General features: G+C 65.6%; 17 protein-coding genes. 9 read left to right on the forward strand and 8 right to left on the reverse strand.

The genetic code is table 11. The annotated features are described in order from the left end of the window. The 7 genes from Q9S36_RS43190 (at position 1) to Q9S36_RS43220 (ending at position 6736) form a co-directional block, all read left to right on the forward strand. On the forward strand, positions 1-1248 hold the full coding sequence (locus Q9S36_RS43190; protein ID WP_311290919.1) for a M23 family metallopeptidase: 1248 nt from the start codon (positions 1-3) through the stop codon (positions 1246-1248). 123 nt (positions 1249-1371) lie between these two features. Beyond that, complete coding sequence (locus Q9S36_RS43195; RefSeq protein ID WP_311290920.1) at positions 1372-1965, forward strand: hypothetical protein; 594 nt, start codon at positions 1372-1374, stop codon at positions 1963-1965. A gap of 566 nt (positions 1966-2531) precedes the next feature. Beyond that, positions 2532-4487, forward strand: a complete 1956-nt coding sequence (locus Q9S36_RS43200; protein ID WP_311290921.1) for an FtsK/SpoIIIE domain-containing protein — start codon at positions 2532-2534, stop codon at positions 4485-4487. Between the two features lie 55 nt (positions 4488-4542). Next, on the forward strand, positions 4543-4821 hold the full coding sequence (locus Q9S36_RS43205) for a hypothetical protein (RefSeq protein WP_311290922.1): 279 nt from the start codon (positions 4543-4545) through the stop codon (positions 4819-4821). 50 nt (positions 4822-4871) lie between these two features. Beyond that, entirely contained in the window at positions 4872-5174 is a 303-nt protein-coding gene (nrdH, locus tag Q9S36_RS43210) for a glutaredoxin-like protein NrdH (protein WP_311290923.1), read from the forward strand. Positions 5175-5267: 93 nt separating this feature from the next. Beyond that, positions 5268-6410 (forward strand): tyrosine-type recombinase/integrase, encoded by a 1143-nt coding sequence (locus Q9S36_RS43215; protein WP_071330019.1) that lies wholly within the window; start codon positions 5268-5270, stop codon positions 6408-6410. 5 nt (positions 6411-6415) lie between these two features. Beyond that, on the forward strand, positions 6416-6736 hold the full coding sequence (locus Q9S36_RS43220) for a helix-turn-helix transcriptional regulator (RefSeq protein WP_071330018.1): 321 nt from the start codon (positions 6416-6418) through the stop codon (positions 6734-6736). Between the two features lie 1938 nt (positions 6737-8674). Here Q9S36_RS43220 and Q9S36_RS43225 read toward each other — a convergent pair. From Q9S36_RS43225 to Q9S36_RS43260, 8 genes are all read right to left on the reverse strand, one after another. Further along, entirely contained in the window at positions 8675-9940 is a 1266-nt protein-coding gene (locus tag Q9S36_RS43225) for an MFS transporter (RefSeq protein WP_194384530.1), read from the reverse strand. Further along, on the reverse strand, positions 9937-11577 hold the full coding sequence (locus Q9S36_RS43230) for an ABC-F family ATP-binding cassette domain-containing protein (protein WP_184219691.1): 1641 nt from the start codon (positions 11575-11577) through the stop codon (positions 9937-9939). Before Q9S36_RS43230 ends, Q9S36_RS43225 begins: the two co-directional genes overlap by 4 nt. A 313-nt stretch (positions 11578-11890) precedes the next feature. Then, positions 11891-12892 carry an IS481 family transposase gene (locus Q9S36_RS43235; RefSeq protein WP_091699468.1) on the reverse strand — a complete coding sequence of 334 codons (1002 nt, stop codon included), beginning with the start codon at positions 12890-12892 and terminating at the stop codon, positions 11891-11893. Then, entirely contained in the window at positions 12889-14064 is a 1176-nt protein-coding gene (locus Q9S36_RS43240) for a Cmx/CmrA family chloramphenicol efflux MFS transporter (protein ID WP_005882743.1), read from the reverse strand. The genes Q9S36_RS43235 and Q9S36_RS43240 overlap by 4 nt, the downstream gene beginning before the upstream one ends. A 409-nt stretch (positions 14065-14473) precedes the next feature. Beyond that, positions 14474-14710: a hypothetical protein gene (locus Q9S36_RS43245; protein ID WP_311290924.1), complete on the reverse strand. Its 237-nt coding sequence runs from the start codon at positions 14708-14710 to the stop codon at positions 14474-14476. Positions 14711-14717: 7 nt separating this feature from the next. Then, on the reverse strand, positions 14718-14939 hold the full coding sequence (locus Q9S36_RS43250; protein WP_311290925.1) for a hypothetical protein: 222 nt from the start codon (positions 14937-14939) through the stop codon (positions 14718-14720). Then, positions 14936-15889, reverse strand: a complete 954-nt coding sequence (locus Q9S36_RS43255; RefSeq protein WP_311290926.1) for a DUF3560 domain-containing protein — start codon at positions 15887-15889, stop codon at positions 14936-14938. Before Q9S36_RS43255 ends, Q9S36_RS43250 begins: the two co-directional genes overlap by 4 nt. After that, the gene (locus tag Q9S36_RS43260; RefSeq protein WP_311290927.1) at positions 15886-16401 is read right to left on the reverse strand and encodes a hypothetical protein; all 516 of its coding nucleotides are present in this window, start codon (positions 16399-16401) and stop codon (positions 15886-15888) included. Before Q9S36_RS43260 ends, Q9S36_RS43255 begins: the two co-directional genes overlap by 4 nt. 175 nt (positions 16402-16576) lie before the next feature. Here Q9S36_RS43260 and Q9S36_RS43265 point away from each other — a divergent pair, with 175 nt between their 5' ends. Both Q9S36_RS43265 and Q9S36_RS43270 read left to right on the forward strand, forming a co-directional pair. Next, positions 16577-19378 carry a DNA methyltransferase gene (locus tag Q9S36_RS43265; protein ID WP_311290928.1) on the forward strand — a complete coding sequence of 934 codons (2802 nt, stop codon included), beginning with the start codon at positions 16577-16579 and terminating at the stop codon, positions 19376-19378. A 436-nt stretch (positions 19379-19814) separates the two neighbouring features. Then, positions 19815-20084: a hypothetical protein gene (locus Q9S36_RS43270; protein ID WP_311290929.1), complete on the forward strand. Its 270-nt coding sequence runs from the start codon at positions 19815-19817 to the stop codon at positions 20082-20084. The last annotated feature ends 282 nt before the right edge of the window (positions 20085-20366 follow it).

Here is a 20366-nt window from a genome sequence, read left to right on the forward strand (position 1 = left end):
ATGTCCGCATCGGGAGTACTCGAGCGCCCCGCTGACGTCACCGGCGCCGTCAATGGGGGAGACGACGGCGACGGTGGCGGTTCCCGCAAGGTCATCCTCTGGGTGATCGCGCTCGTGCTGGTGCCGGTGGTGCTCTTCGCCGGCTACACGATGTTCCTGATGATGGCGATCGCCGGGGCCTCTGGCGGTGGGTCATCTCAGTGCACCGCCGGGTCGCTGACCACCGACAAGCTCGAGATCCAGACCACGGGAGGATCGACCCGCACGCTCGGTTCGACGGAGCTCGGCCACGCGGCCACCATCCTCTCGGTCGCCCGCTCCCTGGGCGTGTCTGCGCGGGGGCAGCAGATCGCGATCATGACCGCGCTGCAGGAGTCCGGCTTGAAGATGTACGCCAACTCCTCCGTCCCTGAGTCCCTCGACTACCCGCACGACGCGGTCGGCAGCGACCACGACTCCGTCAACTACTTCCAGCAGCGTGTGTCGGGCTGGGGCACCGTCGCGGAGCTCATGGACCCCGTCTACGCCGCCAAGGCGTTCTTCGGCGGCGAGGAGGGCCCCAACGGCGGATCGCCGCGGGGGTTGCTCGATATCCCCGGCTGGGAAGACATGGGGCTGGGGGAGGCCGCACAGACCGTGCAGGTCTCCGCATTCCCGACCGCTTACGACAAGTGGGAGTCCGCCGCACAGCAGATCATCTCCGCGGTCGGCGGGTCGATCAGCTGTGACAGCAGCACCGTCGTCGGCCAGGCCGCTTTCCCTCTCGCGGCCGGTTACCAGATGACATCCGGCTACGGGCCCCGCGACATCACCGTCCCCGGCGCCTCCTCGTGGCATGTTGCGATCGACCTGCAGCGCTGGCCGAACCCCTGCGGTGATCCCGTCTACGCCGTCCTGCCCGGCACGGTGACTCTCAGCAGCTCGCTGTGGCTGTCGATCAAGCACCCCGATGGCTTCGTGGTGTCGTACTTGCATATGTACAAGAGCGAGCGGCTCGTCGACGTCGGAGACACCGTCAGTGCGGGCCAGCAGATCGGCGTCGTCGGGAACGTGCCGCCGAGCGGCGGATGCCACCTGGATCTCCGGATCAATAAGAACGGGACGACGAACCAGGCGGTCGCCGCGCTACAGGAAGCGACCGCTCTCGGCGCCCCCGCGCAGTACGCCGGCTTCGTGAACCCCGAAGAGTTCCTCCGCCTGTACGGCATCGAGATATGCCCCACAGACGGCACCTGCCGACGCCTCTAACCCCCTGGAAAACCGCGTCAACTCGCGGCGCGCAACCCCCTGACGGCCTGGAAACCGGCCTGTAGGCTGGGGACAGCCCCGGCCCGAAACGGGGCCGAAGCCTCCCCACCCAGACGGTGACTCGTGCCCCCAACAGACGTCAACGCCGCTGGTGCCGCCGACCGACCCGCGGGGTCAGTGTCGGCCACCGGCTACCGCTCGATCGCATACTTCCTGCCGGTCGCGCTGCACGCGCGCCTCAAGGCTGCGTGGTGGTCGACGAGGGATGAGCCGGAGGGTGCGCCCGCTCTGGCCGGTCTCGTCGAGCTCGCCATCGGCCGCGAGACCGACCGCCTCGAGCAGCTCTACAACGAGGGGGCCCCGTTCCCTCCTGCCCCCGACCGAGCCCAGGGTGTGAACCCGCGCGGAGCTGCGGGATACCGCCACCAGACCTATTACCTGCCGGTCGCGCTGCACGCGCGCCTCAAGGCTGCGTGGTGGTCGACGAGGGATGAGCCGGAGGGTGCGCCCGCTCTGGCCGGTCTCGTCGAGGTCGCCTTTATCCGTGAAGCCGACCGCCTCGAGCAGCTCTACAACGAGGGGGCCCCGTTCCCGGCTGCGCCGGCCAAGGCTCGAGGGATTAGCCGCGCTGCAGCGCAACGGCAAGGCGAATGGTTGCGCGGCGAGTGGGAGCGCCGCCGGCAGGCGCAGACCCCGCCGAACGATTCCAACGACTGATCGTCCCCACGCCGACAGCACCGTGTGCACCGGGTGTGCGGCGCAGTATGCCGCCGATATGCGGCGCAGTATTGCGCCATAACTGCGCGGGTGTGTCTGCTGGAAATATTTCCCAGGGGGAGGGGGTCAAGCTCGATTCGACAACCGTGCCTGCGGCAGAACGCCGATCGGGCTTGATCCTATCACCCGTGTCAAGCGCGGGTGTGGCGGAAGTATTGCGCGGTTCTGCGCCGCGATGTGGCGCAATATCCCTTTCCAGCCGCCATCGTGCTCTCCTCGACCACACTCTGCCGCAGGGGACATCACGAGTGCGTCAGGCGCGGCGATAATCCGCGATGTCCGCGAAGGGGCCAATCACAGGCCTATACCTCGCAAGAGGGTCGTGAAGTGCTCGGCCCGCTCAGGAGGCTCGAATGGCAACGACTCGTGTGGCATCTCGTCCGCCGGCGCGACCGCCCGCACCGGCGACGGTGGCTCTAGGTGTTCTTCCTCGACGTCAGCTGACCGGGATCATCCCGGCGCTGCTGTGCATCGCGCTGGCGACCGCTGCCACCGGATTGAATGCTGTGCGCCCCTTCACCGATCTGATCCCGCTGGTGTGGGTCGTGGCCGTGGTGCTTGCCGTCGCAGCAGTCGCGTCCGGTGTGCGGACCTTCCAGAGGGAGGGGCGGATGGATCCGGCGATCGAAGCGGTCCTGCCGATGCTCGGTGCGGCGCAGCCAACTCGCGCTCTCGTCGAGCCGGTGAAGTGGACTCGTGGATGGGTGGGCCTCCCGGAGCGCATCAAGATTCGGTACGCCTCGCACGTCGATGACACCGACCCCCGCTTCGTCGACCAGATCCTCGCGGGCCTCGCCCGCAGGCTGGGTGCTGGGTACCGGGTGCGCAAGCACAACTCGAGACGTTGCGTGCTCGTCGTCGAACTTGCACCCGTGAGCGATCCGGTCTCCCGTGAACAGCAGCGCGCGATCGAGGTTGTCAAGCTGGTCATCGACCCCACCGCGAGTGTCTCGGTGTCGAGTGCCGAGGACGGTTCGGTCTCGAAGATCGACGTCAAGCACAACGTGGGACCGAAGATGGCGATCGCCGCGCGCCGCTCACAAGTCGAGAAGGTGGTCTCCTCGATGCTCCCCGGCCGGTGGCGGGCGCACTGGGATCTCGAAGGCGACAAGATCACGTTCGAGGTTCGACCGACGATGCCCGACATGGTCCTGCACGAGGTTGAGCCGGCGGCCGCGCTCACCCACGCTGCCTACAAGTCGTTCAAGATCCCGATCGGCCCCGATGAGGACGGCAAGATCCAGTCGTGGCATCCGGCCGTCTCGCCCCACTGCCTCGTCATCGGTGGAACCGGATCGGGAAAGACCAGCTTCCAGCACACGGTCCTCACTCACCTGGCGCACGCGCACTGGCGAGTGTGGGTGCTCGACGGGAAGAGGATCGAGTTCGCCGGGTTCCGGGATTGGCCCAACGTCGAACTCGTCGGCGCGCGAGTGGAGCACCAGGTGCGGATGCTGCACGCCGCGCACGAGCTCATGGAGGAGCGGTACTCGCAGCTCGAGAACGGCACGGCCCGCCTCGAGGACTTCGACCCGCTCGCGTTGATCATCGACGAGTACGCGACGTTCAAGGCGCGCGTGCAGCGCTGGTACAAGACCGTCAAGCCCAAGGGTGCGCCAGCGCAGGCTCCCGTTCTCGATCTGCTCTCCGATCTCGCCCGACTGGCACGCTCGGCGAAGATCCACATCCTGCTCGGTCTGCAGCGTCCCGACGTCGAGTTCCTCGGCGGCGAGATGAGGGATAACTTCGGCGCCCGCGTCAGCTTCGGTCGACTCTCACCGCAGGGCGCCAACATGATGTGGGACAGCTTCGCGATCGGTGTCGCGATTCCGCGCAACAAGCGCGGCCGTGGCGTCACCCTGAATGCCGAATCGCTCCCCGTCGAGATCCAGGCGTTCTACACACCGGACCCGGCGAAGCTCGACTCCACCGACAAGGGGGACTGGGACCACCTGGCGGCGCTGCGCCCTGACGGTGCGGACTACGAGCGAATGATGGTGCGCGACCCGGAAGCGGAGCTCACCGATGACGGCGAAGGCGAGGAGATCGAGCCTGACTACTTCCAGTGGGCCACGGCCGAGATCGTCCCATGGGATCCCGCGGCCGCGTCGACGAGCAAACACGAATCCCTCCGCCCCTCCAACGTCACCCCGCTGGATCCCCGCGAACGGGTCCGGTTCGTGCCCGACGTCGCCGACGATGCCCCGGACGCCGACGTGGCCTCGGACGGCGACGGATACGGCGAATCGCTCGAGGGGCCCGCAGTGGAGCTCGAGGTCGGAGATCTCCTTCTTGTCGACTCGGCTCTGGGCCTATGGGCTGTGGTCGAAGGGGTGGAACCCGATGTCGTCGACGACGACTACCTCGCGATCGAGTACCGCGATATCGACAGCGGTGAGGACGGGCTGCTGACGCTCTTCGACAACTCGGTCATCAGCTACCGCCGTCCCGAGGCTGCGTGATCGTGGCCGTCATGACGTTGCGGGCCACATTGCCCCGAGAGAAGGGATGAGTCGCATGTCGAACCAGAGCGTGTCGGAAGACGATTGGATCTCGCTGTTGCTGATCGCCGTCCTCGTCCTGGCCAGTGGCGCCGTGTCGCTGGGGATGTTCCTCGATCCGCTGCGCGCGTGGATGGTGCAGTACCACTTGCTCGAGCAGGGCGATGCAGTGGCGATCCCGGTCGTCGACGGCGTCGGACTTGGTTGGGGGCAGATCCTCGTCATCCTCGCGATCCTGATCGGTGCGGTCGCGCTTCTCGTGTGGCTCAAGCGGCGGGCTGCCGCCCGCGTCTGAGCCACGCGCCATGCTCACTACCGAGACCCAGGAAGGAGGAGAGATCAACCATGACAACCACACTGATCAACGGTGACAAGTCGATCACGCTGTTCACGAAGAAATCGTGTGTCCAGTGCGTCGCAACGCATCGTGCGTTGGATGCGAAGGGCATCGAGTATGACGTCGTCGACCTCAGCGAAGATGCCGCGGCTCTCGAGCAGGTCAAAGCGCTCGGCTATCTGCAGGCGCCCGTCATCATCACGGACGAGGACCACTGGTCGGGCTTCCGCCCCGACAAGATCGACGAGCCCGCGAAACGGGCGATATTGCCATCCGATGCAACGCGCGAAGCGCGATCGCCCGCGCGGTAGAGCCTGAGCTCAAGAAGGATGTCGAGGGGGCCGGGGGTCTCTGCGCCACTCTTGATCACCCAGAGTACTTCATTTGCATCAATGTTGTATTGGATGCATCATGAGGATGTGCTTGAAGTTGATCCATCGTCTGCGCAGCGGCTCGTCTCCGCGCGGAATGTCATTCATCTTGACCCTGAGGGAGCCGTGCTCGACGGGATGTTGAATGGGTGGCGAGCCCAGCAGATTGCTCGCTTCTTGAAGGCTCCGACGATTGCGGCGAGAGAGCGGCTCGTGCGCCGGTTCGTGGACTTCACGGGTATGTACCCGTGGCAATGGACGCCGGCGGAGGCGGAGGCGTGGATCAGTGAGCTGCGCTCGGGCGTGAAGCCGTTGCGGCTATCGACGCTGCGTGGATACGAGATCGACATCAAGATGTTCTGCGAGTACATCACTGATCCTCGATATCCCTGGCTGTCCGAGTGTGAAGCGCGTTTTGGCGCTGCACCCAGACAGGTGTTCCATGAGGACAACTCGATTGTGCATGTCAGCGAGTACGAGGGCGATGCCGCGCGGCGACCGTTGACATTCGACGAAGTCCAGGCGCTGTTCGATGCGGCCGACGGGCTCGCCGCACGGATCCTGTCGCGACGGCGAAAGGGTGCGGTTCAGGCCGTGCGGGACGCCGCGCTTCTCAAGTGCGTCTATGCGTTCGGGTTGCGAAGACGTGAGGCGGTCATGCTTGATCTCGTGGATCTCCGCCGCAACGCGAAGCTGCCGCACCTAGACCGATTCGGTGCACTGTCGGTGCGCCATGGCAAAGCGAGCCGCGGGGGCCCGTCGAAGCGGCGCACGGTGCTCACCGTTCCGGAGATGGGCTGGATCGCGGAGACGCTGGCGCACTACCTCGATGAGGTTCGGCCGGCGTTGTCGTCATCGTCGAGTTCGTCGCCTGCTCTGTGGGTGACCGAACGGGGCACGAGGCTGAGCAGGCGTGCGGCGAACGAAGCGTTCTGTACAGCTCGTGATGCCGCGGGGATCGACTCTTCGTTGGATCTGCATTCGTTGCGGCACTCGTACGTGACGCACCTGGTGGAGTTCGACTACCCGGAGCGGTTCATTCAGGAGCAGGTGGGGCACTCGTTTTCCTCGACGACCGCGATCTACGTCGGCGTCTCTAACGAGTACCGGAACCGGCTGCTCACCCAAGCTATTCACACCCGCTACGGCGCCGACTTCGAGGAGGCAGCACGGTGAAAGAGATGGACTACGTCTGGCATCTGCGAGCGAAGATGGCGGAGCGTGGAATGTTCGCCACGACGGACCTGCAGCCGCTGCTCGCTGAGCGTGGTGTCGCGCTCTCCCGGGAGCAGACCTACCGGCTGGTGACGGGTCAGCCGCAGCGCCTGAGCATGGTTACGCTGATCGCGCTGTGCGACATCCTTGAGTGCACACCCAACGACCTCATCGAACCCCGCATCGTCGAGGCGTCCGCCAGGAAGGCTTCCGGGGAAGTCATCCCGCGGAAGAGCCGAGTATCCGCCCGCCGAACGACGATCAATCGGCCCGGGCATTCGAAATGACCGTGGTGCCGGAGCATCCTTGCTCCGAGTGCGGAAGCCGCGCCCCGCGGGTGAAACGACTCCCCGACGGTGGAGGGCTCTGCCGACCGTGCTACAACGTCAGCCGACGTATGGAGTGCTCGCGCTGTGGTCGCATCCGTGCGCCCAGCGCTCGAGCCGAGGACGGCGCACCACTCTGCGGGCACTGCGCGCGCCCTAAGCGGGCGTGTGCGGGATGCGGCCGTGTCGATCACGTCACCGCCATCGTGGACGGTCAGGATCTCTGCCAGCGCTGCTACTCCGCACCGGTCAGAGCGTGCGGACAATGCGGACGGGAGCGACGCGTCGCAACCCGCCACCAGAATGGCGTAGCAGATCTGTGCCACAGCTGCTACCGCACCCCCATCGCCGAGTGCGCCATCTGCGGTGAGAAGCGCGCGGTTCATACGACCTGGCCCCTCGGGTCTATATGCGGCGTGTGCTATCGACGCGAGCTCCGCCACCCCGACGGCTGCGGGTCTTGTGGGCAGGTGAAAGCGCTCATCGGTCGCGATGACCGAGGGGAGCGCGTTTGCGGGCCGTGTGCAGGGTCGACGCGCGACTACGTCTGTGCCACGTGTGGCGCCCCGGGTGAGCAGCACTTCGAGAACACCTGCATCCGCTGCTCCGTCGTTCGAGCCGCCGGCGACCTCCTCGCGTCCGCGACGGGGGTGATCCCCGGGCGTTTGGCCGGGCTCCCGGACGCGCTCGTTTATCGAGGTCGCGTGGACTCGACCATGAGATGGCTGCTCAAGCCCACCCCGAGAGCTCTGCTCCGAGCGATCGGGTCGGAAGAGTCGATCACGCATGCGCGCGTTGACGCGTGTCCGCCTGGGCAGGCGCGACATCATCTCCGTGCGCTCCTGGTCGACGTCGGCGTTCTCCCGGTACGAGATGAGCAGACTGAGCGGCTCGAAACATGGGTCGACGAGTACCTGATCCAGCTTCCTTCACACCATGCCGCCGAGATCACTCCCTATGCACAATGGAAGGTGCTGCGGACTGTGCGGCGGCGGGCAGGACGCCGCCGTACCACGGTCGGTGTCGCAGATTCCGCGCGTGAACGGATCCGCGCGGCCGCGCGACTCCTGCAGCACGTCGAGCAAGAAGGGGCGGGCTTCTCCGCGCTGACACAGGAGGTCCTAGACCGGTGGGTCGGCGGCAACGCAGCCCGCACCGGCGACATCGCACCGTTCATCTCGTGGCTCAGGTCCACCGGCCAGTATCCGGGACTCCGCGTCGAGCGCGGACAGCAGGCCAGGCCGAGCGAGGTCAGCGGGGAGGACGAGCATCACGCTCTGGTCCGCACGTTTATCGCCGGGTCGGACGACACGGTGAGCCTCGCGACCAGGGTTGCCGCGCTGCTCGTGCTCCTTTACGGAGCTCGAACCGACCGCATCCACCGGCTCACCACTGTCGACACCAGTACAGCCGGAGGACGAACGTATCTCGCGCTATCGACAGAACCCATCGAGATCCCGAACTCGGTCGCTCAACTCTTCGCGCAGCTCGTGAAAGAAGCTGAGCAGAATCCGGGGGCGACTCGGCGAGCCGGTGAGGGATCGTATCTATTCCCATCTCCCCGACGACACCACGAGCCGATCCATCCCACGACCCTCGGACGGTGGATAGCGCGGGCCGGGGTCAGCCCGCGGATCGCCCGGAACTACGCCATGCTCGCCCTCGCTAGCGACCTCCCCGCCGCTATCGTGGCCGTTCAGATGGGAATCACGCCGCAGACAGCGAGCCGATGGTCGCAGTTCTCGCAACGCGACAATTCCGAGTTCGTCGCCGCGAGAGCAGATTTCCTCCCCGCTGAGGGCACATCGGAGTGGGTTCAGGCAGCCGCGGCCCGAGAACTCCAAGCCGAGTCAATTCCTTCCAGGACGCTAACAATCAGGGACGCAGTGCGGCGCTGGGTCAAGTGTCCAGGGGGTGTCTCGTCTCGACGTCCCGCATGCGTCCGGCTAGAAGCGCGACGATGGCGAGCAGCGTCGGCGCGACGCCGGCCACGATGAAGATGGCTGGTATCGGCACGATCAGCGATAGGGGCCCGGCGATGGCGATCGAGACGGGCATGAACGCGATGGAGACGAAGAAGTCGAGACTGGCGACACGGCCGATCATTTCGGGTGGCACGAGGCGTTGAAGCAGTGTGCCCCAGATCACCACGCCGGCTCCTGTGGCAGCTCCGACCGCGAACAGTGTGGCGAGCATCACTATTAGGTTGTTGGCGAGGCCGATGAGCACGAGCGGGAGGGTTCCGCCGCCCCAGAGGCCGATCATCAGTGTCAGGTATCGCCGGGGCAGTTTGAGTGACGACACGATGAGCGATCCGATGGCGCCTCCGATTCCGTAGGCGGCGAGTAGTAGTCCGAACGTTGCTTCGGCGTCGTCGAATCGGTCGCGGGTGAGGAAGGGGAGAAGTACCTCGATTGGGCCCTGGATGATGAGCGCGAGGGATGATCCGAAGATCAGGGTCCATAGCAGCCAGCGGGTGCGGGCGACGTAGCGGACCCCGGCTTTGAGGTCGCCCCACACGCTCGTGCGTTGCTGCGACTGTTCCGGTTCGGTGGTTTCCTCCCGGCGGCTGAGGAACAGTGTGATGACGAACGCGACTGCGTAGGACGCGGCGACGATGACCGCTCCGATGGCGGGGAAGAACGCCCCGACGATGATCCCTCCGAGGGCGGGTCCGAGGCCCTGCCCCATCGAGGGCCGGAGAGCCCCTTCGAGCCCGTTTGCGGCGAGCAGTTGTTCGGGCGGTAGTACTTGGGGGAGGTAGGCGCTGTAGGCCGGGTAGAAGAACGCACTACCCGCGCCCATGGCGAACGAGGCGAGCCCGACATGCCACAACTCGATCGCGCCCGTGAGGGACAGCACCGCGACGGCGGCCATGACCGCCGCGGTGAGTCCCTGCACGGTGATGATGATCCGCCGCTTCGAGAAGCGATCGGCTACCACCCCGCCGAGGACCGAGAAAGCGAAGAGGCCGAGGCTGAGCCCGGTAGCGACGGCTGACAGGGCAAGGGGGCTGTCGTCGAGTGCGAGCACCTGAAACACCATGACGATGGCCCACATGCCGGTGCCGAAGACTTCGATACCGACGGCCGCGAACAGCAGCCGGTAGTCGCGGGTAGCGAGAGGGCGCAGCGCCCGCAGCCGGTCGGGAGTCTCGCGGGTCATACGAGCGCCTCGCTTTCGGTCGTAGCTTCCAGTTGCAGTGCCGGCCAGCCTTCGACGTCGCGGAGAAGCTGCCGGTCGTGGGTGGATACGACAACAGCCGCTTGGGTGGCGTTGAGCGCGTCGGTCAGTTCGTCGACGAGCGCGATCGATAGGTGGTTGGTCGGTTCGTCGAGCAAGAGCACGTGCGGCTTGGTGGCGAGCACCAGGGCCAGCTCGAGGCGCCGTTGCTGGCCCATCGACAGCTCACCTATCCGCTTGCTCGATTCGCGGGCGCGCAGGAGCCCGAGCTGCGAGAGACCGACTGCCTCACGCGATGGAACGAGCGCGTCGACGTGGGCTGCGTAGAACTCGCTCGCGCGACGATCCAGCGGCAGCTCCGACTCTTGGCGCAGAAAAGCGAGCCGCACGTTCTGCGGGCGACGAACGGTGCCGGTGTCCGGGCGGAGGTCTCCCGCTGCGACGCTCAGCAGTGTGGACTTGCCGGCCCCGTTGGGTCCGGTCACTACGAGACGCCCGCGGTGTGACAGAGAGAACGCCGCCGGGCGCGTAAGCCTGCCGGTCACGGTCACGTCCTCCACGCTCAACAGCACCGCTCCGGTTCGGGTCGCAAGCTCCGGGAAGCGAAACACTTGCGGCGGCTCGGGAACAGTCACCGCGTGCGCTTCGAGTTGCTCCTGCCGGCGATGCACGCTCTGCACGAGCCCGCCCGCGCGCGTGGCCCGTCCGTGCTTGTTGGTTCCCTTCTCTGGTCGCCACCCCGAGACGAGTCGGTTCTGCGCCGAGCTGAGACTGTCCTGCAGCCGCGCGAGCTCGGTCTGCTGTCGCTCGAATTCGTGCTCCCACCGTTCGCGCTCGGCGCGCCGGCCCTCGCGGTAGCCGGCATAACCGTTGCCGTACACGCGCACCCGGTCATCCGGGGTCGGGTCGAGGTCCACGATCGTCTCCGCGACGTCGGAGAGCAGCGCGCGATCATGGGTGACGACGACCACGCCGCCGTTTCGCGACCGCAGTTGCGTGGTCAGAAACTCGAGGCCGCTTCGATCGAGGTGATTTGTGGGTTCGTCGAGGAGCAGGAAATCGTCGTCGGCGCCGAGCAGGCACGCCAGACGGACTCGATAGCGCTGCCCGACGGAGAGGTCGTCCAGGCGTCGGGATGGCTCCGTTTCGGCGTCGAGTGCTTCCAACGCGATCTGCACCCGCCGTTCGGCATCCCACGCATCGAGGACTTCGGCGTGTTCCAATGCGGCGGCGTATCGTTCTTCGGCGCCGGGGACGCCTGCGGCGAGTGACACCGCGGCCGAATCGAGGGCCGCAACGGCGGCGAGCGGCTGCGCGATCGCTTCCGCGACCGCCTGGCCCACTGTGCGGTTGCCGCCGGTCGGCATCTCTTGTTCGGCTATGCCGACCGTCCCGAGTCGCTGCACTACTCCGCTGTCCGGGGTGAGAGCGCCGCTGAGGACGTGCAGGAGCGTCGACTTCCCCCGGCCGTTCTCGCCCACGATCGCTACTCGCGAGGTGGCCGTGACCGTGAGGTCGACGTGGCTGAGGACGGGGGTGGCTCCGCGCGTTACGGAGACGTCGGAGGCGATGAGCTGCGCGCGATGGCGCGCTGGTAGAGGGGTGTTGAGGGAGAGCATTCGTATCCTTCGGAAACGACGCACCGCACGGCTATGAAGCGTGCGAGGGTGCGCAAGGTGACGGCGACCCGTGCAGGGTCGAGAACGAGCGGCCGCCGCAGGCTCGGATGACTCAACGAGCGCGGTAGGCCTTACTCAGCCGTCACAGGAAGTACAAATGCACATTCCGAGTGTATCGAACGACGTGATCAGAGCAACCACCGAAGAGACTCCGCCTGGAGTTTGTGGCTCTCGTCAGCGGGACGCGCCTGCCCGGAGATCTCCGCAACAGAGGAGAGGTACAAGCCCACCACACTCGGCGGACGACGATCTGCTAGCTGTATGAGGCCAGGACGTTGTTGACGCGTAATGGTGTCGCGGATGCGGGCGGCTTCCCGTCATGCACACCGTGGGGCCGGTGGTAGTTGTAGTGCAGGTTCCAGGTTTCCAGCGCTTTCTCGCGCTGGTCTTCTGAGTTCCAGGTCCTTGCGTACAGGAACTCTTCAGCGAGGATGCGGTTGTAGCGTTCGACTTTCCCGTTGTGCTTGGGCGTGTAGGGCTTCGTACGGCGGTGCTCCGCGCCATTCAGAGCGGCGGCGAATGCCGCGGAGCGGTAGCAAGCGCCATTGTCGGTGATGATTCGCTCGATCCGGGTGATGCCGTGAGCGGCGAACCACACCCGGGCGCGGTTCAGGAACGAGACGGCGGTGGTGGCCCGTTCGTTCTCGAGCGATTCAGTGTATGCCAGGCGGGTGTGCCCGTCGATTGCGGAATGGAGGTAGGCGTACCCGGCGCGTGCCCCGCGGGTTCTCGCTCGGGCGGCGGCACGAGCCTCAGGGCTGCCTTTGCCATGAGCCCGCCAACCACCGCCGTTGGGGATGCGTCCGACTTTCTTGACGTCGAGATGCACCATGTGCCCGGGATGCTTTGCCGTGATCGTCTGCACTTGCCGGTTCGTCTCGCCGTTTGGGTCGATGAATCGACGGCGGTTCAGGCCGAGCTCGGCTAGGTGCCGAGTGACGGTGCGCCGACTGATCGCAACGCCATCTCCATGCAGTTCGAAGGTGATGCGGGATGCTGACCACTTGTGCTCGCGCCGTAGTTCCTCGATTCGCGCTAGCGTCTCGCCAGGTGTCGCGCTTGGCTGCCGGATTGGAGCAGATGAGCGGTCAAGCAGGCCGAGTTGACCGAACTTGCGGTACCGGGTTACCCACTTCGATGCGGTTGCGCGGGAGATGCCCATCTCTGCGGCGACATGCGCGAGGGGTCGAGAGCGGCAGCGCTCAATGAGTCGGCGACGGCCTTCGACTGTCAAGGGCGAGTTAGCGTGCGTCACTTGACCACTTCGCTCTCGGCGGGCGCGATCAGCCGGAGAAGGGGAATGGTGAGCAGCAATGCCGCTGCGGTCGTGGTGACGGCCACCCAAACGGGCCCGAGCGCACCGGGTATCACGCCGAGCGCGGCAGCGGCAAGTATGGGACCGACTGCTGCGCCGACGTTGAGTGCCGCGGTCGCGTACGAACCCGCCATGGTGGGTGCACCCGCCGCCGCATAGAGCACTCGCGTAATCAGCGTGCTGCCGACAGCGAACCCCAACACACCCTGAGCGAAAACGAGCCCGAGCAGGGCAACGGGGTTCGTCGCGAAGAGCGCCAAGGCGACCCAGCCGAGTACAAGGACGCTTCCACCGCCCATGATGACGACGCGAGGTCGGGCGTCAGCGAGCCGTCCCGCAACGGTGACGCCGATGAAGGAACCGACGCCGAAGAGCACAAGCGCCACCGACACCCACCACTGGCTCAGGTCGGCGGTTCCCGTAACGATCGGCGCAAGGAAGGTCAGCGTTGCGAAGGTGCCGGCATTCACCAGGGCAGCCAGCATCATCGTCAGAACGAGGCGCGGAGAGGCAAGCTGCGCCAACTCCATCCGCAGCGAGGACGAATCCTTCTCGGACGTGTCGCCAGCTTGAGTGGTGAAGCCCGCGGCAATGCCGATCGCAGCGGGGACGCAGAGGAGAGCGATCGCCCAGAACGTCGACTGCCAGCCAAGGGCCGTACCAAGTACGGCACCCGCGGGGACGCCGGCGACGGTTGCGACGGTGGTGCCCGCCAGCAGAATCGATACGGCCCGACCTTTGGCGTTGGGTGCCACGAGTTTCGTCGCCGCGCCCAGTGCGACCGCCAAGAAGCCTGCGTTGACAATCGCGGCGATCACGCGCGTGATGAACAGAACAGTGAAGTCGGGCGTCAGCGCCCCGACGACATGAGCCGCCGCGAATACAGTCACGCAACCCAAGAGTGTCGATTTCACGGGGAGGCGACGAGTGAGGGCGGCCATCGCAGGTGCGCCGATCACCATGCCCGCGGCGAATGCCGATGTCAGGAGACCAGCTGTCCCCACGGGAACGCCGAAGTATGTGGAAATGTCGGGCACGAGGCCGGCGAGCATGAACTCGGAAGTACCCATGGCGAAGACCACCAGGGCAAGAAGATAGAGAGCGAAAGGCATCGAGGTAGCTCCGAAGCGAGAGTGCGAACAAGAGAACGTCTCGTCACTACGGTCAGCGCCCAGAGGACACCCGAATGTCGTGCTGCACACAGCACAGGGCAGCAGAGAGCTGAGGGCTCAGCGAAGGTGAGGGGCTGACGGCGTGACCGAAAGCCCCTGAGTGTCCGATTCAGGGCTCGACATGCGTCCCAATCTACCCGTCTGTGCCGCTACCCCCAAGAAACGTCAACAACCTCATGGCCAGCAACAGCTAGCTGTCGCTCAAAGGCATGAGCGGATCGACGCGTGCTTGCGAATAGCGCAACCTTCAATATTGCTTCTCCGCCAGTCCAGCGGCTCGCGTGACATGCAGCTGATGCCCCGCCGGTGGACTATCGCCGGCGGGGCATCATGCTGTGGCCTCGGGACATCACCTGTGCGGCAAGTGCGCTACTGCCCACCTCTGCAGCAGCTCCTCCCGCAAGCGGTCGTTGTGCTCGAGCATCCGCCGAACACCGTCCGGTGCCGCAGCGGCGGTTGTCGCCTCGTCGGTGAGCGTGCGGAGCCCGAGATGATGGCAGGCCCATGCCGCGAGCTCGTCGAGCTCGACGCTGACAGTCGCGGTGACGTTGACGTGCTGCTGCCACTGGACCTTGTAGGCAGGCATCGGTCACTCAGTCCGGGTTGCGGAAGAAGTCGATCACGAGCGCGACGGTGACAGGGACGAGGACCACCGCCGCAGCGGTGATGATGATGCGGTCGAGGATCGGTGCCGCGAGGATCCCGAGCCAGCCGGCCGCGATTGCGGCAACGATGTACAGCAGTGCGATCGCCGACCGGCGCAGTCGCCGGACTGCGGATTCCGGGATCGTGCGGGGCCGTGCGGCGATGGTCATGAGCTGACCCCGCTCTGGCTGGCGCGGTGCTCTCGGATGTGCGTGTAGAGGACCGTGCCGCGGTGGCCGTAGGCGTCGACGATCGTGACGCTCTTGGTGTTGGTGCGCGTGACAGTGCACCAGTTGCCGAAGTACTTGATCTGATCGCCGACGCTGATGGTCTCCTTGCTGTGGTTGGTGGCGGCGCCGGTTGAGATCTGCTCGGCGCGGACCTCCTGCCAGTAGGTGAGCTGGTCGTCGGTCGTGGCAAGTTCCTGCTCGAGGCGCTCGGCGTAGGCGCCGGTAGCGGCGGTGGTGGTCTCAACGCGCCCGCCGGGGAGAGTGCGGCTGGATCCGTCCAGGCGTCGGCGAAGTCCGGCGCGGTCTGCGCGGAGCTTCTCGATCCTGTTGGCAACGGCGATCGGTGCGTATCGGGCATCGTTGGCGGCGGCCGCGATGTCGGCGTGTACCTGGGCGCGCCGTGCGGCCTCGTCTGCGTCAATGGACCGGCGCACGGCCGCGTCCGCCCTGGCAATCGCTCGACGGTGCCCGGCCTCCGAGTGGTGACCGACCTTGATGGGCTCGCCGCCCTCGGGCAGACGCCGCAGCGCGCGGGCTGCACGCTCCGCCTCCTCGGTTGCGTCCTGTTGTCGTCGGCCGGCGCGTGCTTCCAGCGCAGCTGCGCGATCGCTCCTGCGGTCGAGCAGGTCGGCCTCGACAGTGGCGGCGGGTCGGCGCGCATAGTCGATCGAGATCTCGACGATGAACCCGGCCGCGGTGAGCTGCTCGGCCGTGCGGTTGATGATCGCGGTCTTCGGTTCGCGATCTCGGGAGTGCGGGACGTACCAAGAGCCGAGTGCTCGGCTCCACCGCCAGCCGTTGGCTTTGAGAGCCTCGGCCGATCCATCACCCCTGCTGGTCCCCTCGATGAGAGTGCCTTCCGCGGCCGCGTGAATGATCGTCAAGGTCATGGCCGGCTGCCTTCCCTCGCGGCCGCGTCGTGGGTGAGCGGGTGACGGAATCCGATCTCGCGCTCCCAGACCTCGACGGCGCGGTGCAGGCCCTCGTACTCCCTCACGCCCAGGTGGTCGGGGGAGTCCACGAGCGGACGATCGGCGAACCGCCGCGCGATCGCGTCACCGAGGCGCTCGACGAGATCACGCGCGGGGGAGGCATCCCATTCGGGGTGATGGCAGGAGACCTCGGAGAGCAAGAGGCGACTGCGCTCGATCTGCAATGCCTGCTCATCATCGGCCGCAGGGACGATCTCGGCGACTGGCTGCCATTCGTAGCGCGGCGCGACGACGCGCTGTTTGATCGTGTAGCTGACACTCGCGTAGTTCTCGTCCCAGAGGCTCTGACCCATCCGGTCGGCGTTCTGGGCGAGCTCGCGCGGAGTGCTGCTGCGGTAGGCGGGCGTGGAGATGTAGGCGGCGGTGACCAGCAGGTCGATGGTGTCGCGGTTCACGGGAAACGCGCGCATGATGAGACCTCCTCAGCGGGTGGTGAATGTGACATTCACTACCCTAGATTCGGTCGTTGCCTATGTCAAGGCATGCTGCTGCTGATGCTGCTGCTGCTTCTTCTTCTGCCGCCGTCGTCGTGCAGGTGGGATTGGTGCGAGGGGTACGCGGGCCGGTGCGGATACCGTTGGGATCGTGCCGAAGTCATTGTCGATGAATGAGATCCGAGCCCGCGCTGCGCAGTTCATCCGTGATTGGCAGGACGAGCCCGGCGACGAGCGACAGCAAGCGCAATCCTTCGTTCGGGACCTGCTCGGGGTTTACGGGATCACCCAGACCCGAGCAGCCTTCTATGAGAAGCGCGTCAAGCGCTCCTCAACCGGTGCCCGCGGCTACATCGACGCGCTGATTCCTGGCCTCGCGCTGATCGAGATGAAGTCGGCGGGGAAAGATCTCATCGCAGCCGAGCAGCAAGCGTTGGACTACATCGACGATCTTCCCGACCCCGAGGTTCCTCGGTGGGTACTTACCAGCGACTTCCGCCGCTTCCGGCTCCTTGACTTGCACGCCGACACGGACCCCGTTCAAGAGTTCTCGATCGAGCAGCTGCGCGACGAGGCAGATGTCCTCGCGTTCCTCGCCGGCTACGGGGAGCGCACGTTCGGATCGAAGGCTCAGGAGTCCGCTTCGATCAAAGCCGCGAAGCTGATGGCCTCGCTCTATGAGGCGCTCGAGGGGTCTGGCTACGACGACCACGAGGCGTCGGTGTTCCTGGTCCGCACCCTGTTCGCGCTCTACGCCGACGACTCCGGCGTGTGGGATCGAGATCTCTTCCTCGAGTTCCTCGAGACCCGTACCGCCGAAGACGGCTCCGACCTCGGGCCGCAGCTGTCTCTGCTGTACCAGGTGATGGGACGCGAGCCCAGCCGCAGGCAGTCGAGCCTTGACGAGTTGATCACCCGATTCCCCTACGTCAACGGTGGGATATTCGAGGAGACCGTATCTATTCCGGCCTTCGACGCTGCGATGCGCGGGCGGCTGATCGCCGCAGCCATGTTCAACTGGTCAGCGATCTCGCCCGCGATCTTCGGCAGCCTCTTCCAGGCAGTCAAAGACAAGGCTGCGCGTCGTGAGCTCGGAGAGCACTACACCACTGAGACCAACATCATGAAGGTCATCGGACCGATGTTCCTCGACGACCTCCGGCAGCGGTTCACAGACGGCTATCACGACACCAACAAGCTCAAGAAGCTGCGGGCCGATATGGGCCAGATGCGCTTCCTTGACCCGGCGTGCGGTTGTGGAAACTTCCTCGTTGTCGGGTACCGGCAGATGCGAGCGCTCGACCTCGAAGTACTCCTGCGGATTCAGGAGCTATCCGGCGAGACCGCCCGCACTATGTTCTTCACCGAAGAGCATCTGGCCGTCCGACTATCGAGTTTCCATGGGATTGAGGTCGAAGAGTGGCCGGCGCAGATCGCTGCTACTGCTTTGCATCTGGTGGAGCACCAGGCGAATCAGGCGATGGAGCTCGCGCTGGGGTCCGCGCCGGACCCGTTGCCGCTCGACAAGATCAAGAGCATCGTCGTCGGAAACGCGCTGCGCACCGACTGGGCAACGGTCGTGGAGCCGAGCGAGCACCTGCAGGTGATGGGCAACCCTCCCTTCATCGGGATCTCCTTGCGTTCAACGCAGCAAGTTGAGGATCTGCAACTGGTGTGGGGGAAGAGCTACCACGGCTCTCTGGACTACGTCACGGGCTGGTACATCAAAGCAGCGCAGCTGCTCGACCTGCCGGGCTATGGCGGCAAGTTCGCCTTCGTTTCAACCAACTCGATCACCCAAGGTGAGGCGGTCTCTTCAATGTTCCGCCCGATCTTCGCCGCCGGGTGGCGCATCGGATTCGCACACCGCACGTTCTCGTGGACGTCCGAGGCGCCTGGTGCGGCCGCCGTGCACTGCACGATCCTCGGCTTCGACAAGACGCCGCGAGTGACACCGAAGCTCTACGACTATGGGACCAACCTCAAGGGCGAGCCCAGCCGCGTCGCTGTGAAGGACGGAATCACCGCCTACCTGACTGATGGCGCGAACGTCCTCGTCAGCCCAGCGACGAAACCTATCTCGCCTGGCCTGCCCGAGGTCCGCTATGGCAACAAACCCACCGATGGTGGAAACCTAATCGTCGAGCCCGAGGACTATCCCACATTCGCCGCCGACCCCGTAGCGTCGAAGTATCTCCGGCCCTTTCTTGGCGCGCGCGAGCTGATCCACGGTGAAGATCGCTGGTGTCTCTGGCTGGTGGATCTAGACCCTGCCGACCTGGCCCGATCGCCTCTGCTCAAGTCGAGAGTCGAAGGCGTGCGCGCAATGCGAGCCGCATCGAAAGCTGCAAGCACACGCGAGTCCGCTTCCACGCCTCACCTGTTCCGGCAGATCGCTCCCGTCACCACCTCCTACATCTGCATCCCCCGTCACGTCTCCGAGACACGCCTGTTCTTCCCCGTCAAACTGGTCGACCCGAGCACGATCGCTTCCGATGCGAACTTCATCGCTGACGACCCTGACGGGCTGGTGTTCGCGGTGATCTCGTGCTCAGCATTCATTGCCTGGCAGAAGATGCTCGGTGGTCGCATCAAGTCCGACCTGCGTTTCAACAAGCTGCAGACGTGGAACACGTTCCCTCTTCCCGCGCTCACCGATGCTCAGCGCGAGGCGATCATTGCTGGTGGCCGAGCCGTGATCGATGCCCGTGAGCTACACCCCTCACGTTCGCTCGCAGACCACTACAACCCGCTGGCGATGGCGCCGGAGTTGATTCGAGCTCATCGTGAGCTCGACGCAGCGGTGGATAAGTCGCTGGGTCTCAAGGGTCATGTTTCGGCAGAGAGCCGGCTTAGGGCGCTGCTCTCCAGCTACGCCAAACTCACCACCGTCGACGAGCTCGCGATTGCGGCAGCACCGACCCGCAAGAAGCGTGCGAAGGCTCCTGCGTGAGCCCACCCCAAGGGGGTTGGCCCTACCCGACCGTGCCTGTCGACGGTATCGCGTGGACAGACGTCGACGGGGAAGACCAGGTATGCGAATGCGGCAACAGTTCGCTCTCATACGACTGGTGCGCCGCCGATGCAGCGGGCCGACTCAGCGCCGACTCAGCTGGTTCTTCCGATCCGGCCGAGCATGCCGTGTGCCCCGTCTGCGGCCGGGTCTACCCAAACGGTGAACTCTTCTCCGGTCTTCCCACGCATGCGATCGCGCGGTACGACACGGGGAGCGGAGAGTTCACCGCAGCCCGGTTGTCGTACGAGAGGGCAACCTACGGCGCTCCGGACGACTCCTAAGCCGTTCACGATGGCCGACATCCGATACGTGGTGCATTCTTCGCCATCGTCAGGGGAAACCGAGTGTCGGGGTGCGGTCGTAGGTTCGCTCTGTGGTGCAGCACTGGTCTCCGATGTCTCAGCTGCAGGCGTCGCCGGAGCCGGGCGTCTGGTACGTGTTCGACCACAGCAAAAGGATCGCGATCATCCGGCACGTCGAGATCCGGGGGCGGCGGTTGCTGCGGTCGGTGACATTTGATCGGGATCCCGATGGTCGGGTGCTGATCGGCTACTTCCCGGACGATGCGATGCGGCTCGCGGTCGAGTGCACCTGGTCTGAGTATGTGAGGGCGACTGGCCCGCCGGTGAGCAATCGTCGGTGACTGCATGCCGCCTGGGCAAGAAAAACGGCACCCGGCCGGAGCGTGGAAATTGTCACATTCACCAACGATCCAACTGAGGAGGAACTTTCGCCCCGAGGGGCGGGAAGGAACCTGCTCAACAGCCGGGTGCCGCGCCTTAGTGTACCGCGCAGGGCGGTCAGAGCGGGGTCGATTGGAGGAGCTCGTCAGCGACCCTGTCGAGCAGCTGCGGGGTGAGCTGCTCGTGGCGTCCCGCGCGCTTGATGGCGTCGACCGTCGCGAGGATCGTGGTGTGCGCGTCCG

It is taken from the genome of Microbacterium sp. ARD31, from assembly GCF_031844425.1.

Coding starts and splice junctions, on each gene's coding strand:
- Q9S36_RS43190 (WP_311290919.1), top strand. CDS start 1: ATGTCCGCATCGGGAGTACTCGAGCGCCCCGCTGACGTCACCGGCGCC.
- Q9S36_RS43205 (WP_311290922.1), top strand. CDS start 4,543: ATGTCGAACCAGAGCGTGTCGGAAGACGATTGGATCTCGCTGTTGCTG.
- nrdH (WP_311290923.1), top strand. CDS start 4,872: ATGACAACCACACTGATCAACGGTGACAAGTCGATCACGCTGTTCACG.
- Q9S36_RS43215 (WP_071330019.1), top strand. CDS start 5,268: ATGCATCATGAGGATGTGCTTGAAGTTGATCCATCGTCTGCGCAGCGG.
- Q9S36_RS43220 (WP_071330018.1), top strand. CDS start 6,416: ATGGACTACGTCTGGCATCTGCGAGCGAAGATGGCGGAGCGTGGAATG.
- Q9S36_RS43225 (WP_194384530.1), bottom strand. CDS start 9,940: ATGACCCGCGAGACTCCCGACCGGCTGCGGGCGCTGCGCCCTCTCGCT.
- Q9S36_RS43230 (WP_184219691.1), bottom strand. CDS start 11,577: ATGCTCTCCCTCAACACCCCTCTACCAGCGCGCCATCGCGCGCAGCTC.
- Q9S36_RS43240 (WP_005882743.1), bottom strand. CDS start 14,064: ATGCCTTTCGCTCTCTATCTTCTTGCCCTGGTGGTCTTCGCCATGGGT.
- Q9S36_RS43245 (WP_311290924.1), bottom strand. CDS start 14,710: ATGCCTGCCTACAAGGTCCAGTGGCAGCAGCACGTCAACGTCACCGCG.
- Q9S36_RS43250 (WP_311290925.1), bottom strand. CDS start 14,939: ATGACCATCGCCGCACGGCCCCGCACGATCCCGGAATCCGCAGTCCGG.
- Q9S36_RS43255 (WP_311290926.1), bottom strand. CDS start 15,889: ATGACCTTGACGATCATTCACGCGGCCGCGGAAGGCACTCTCATCGAG.
- Q9S36_RS43260 (WP_311290927.1), bottom strand. CDS start 16,401: ATGCGCGCGTTTCCCGTGAACCGCGACACCATCGACCTGCTGGTCACC.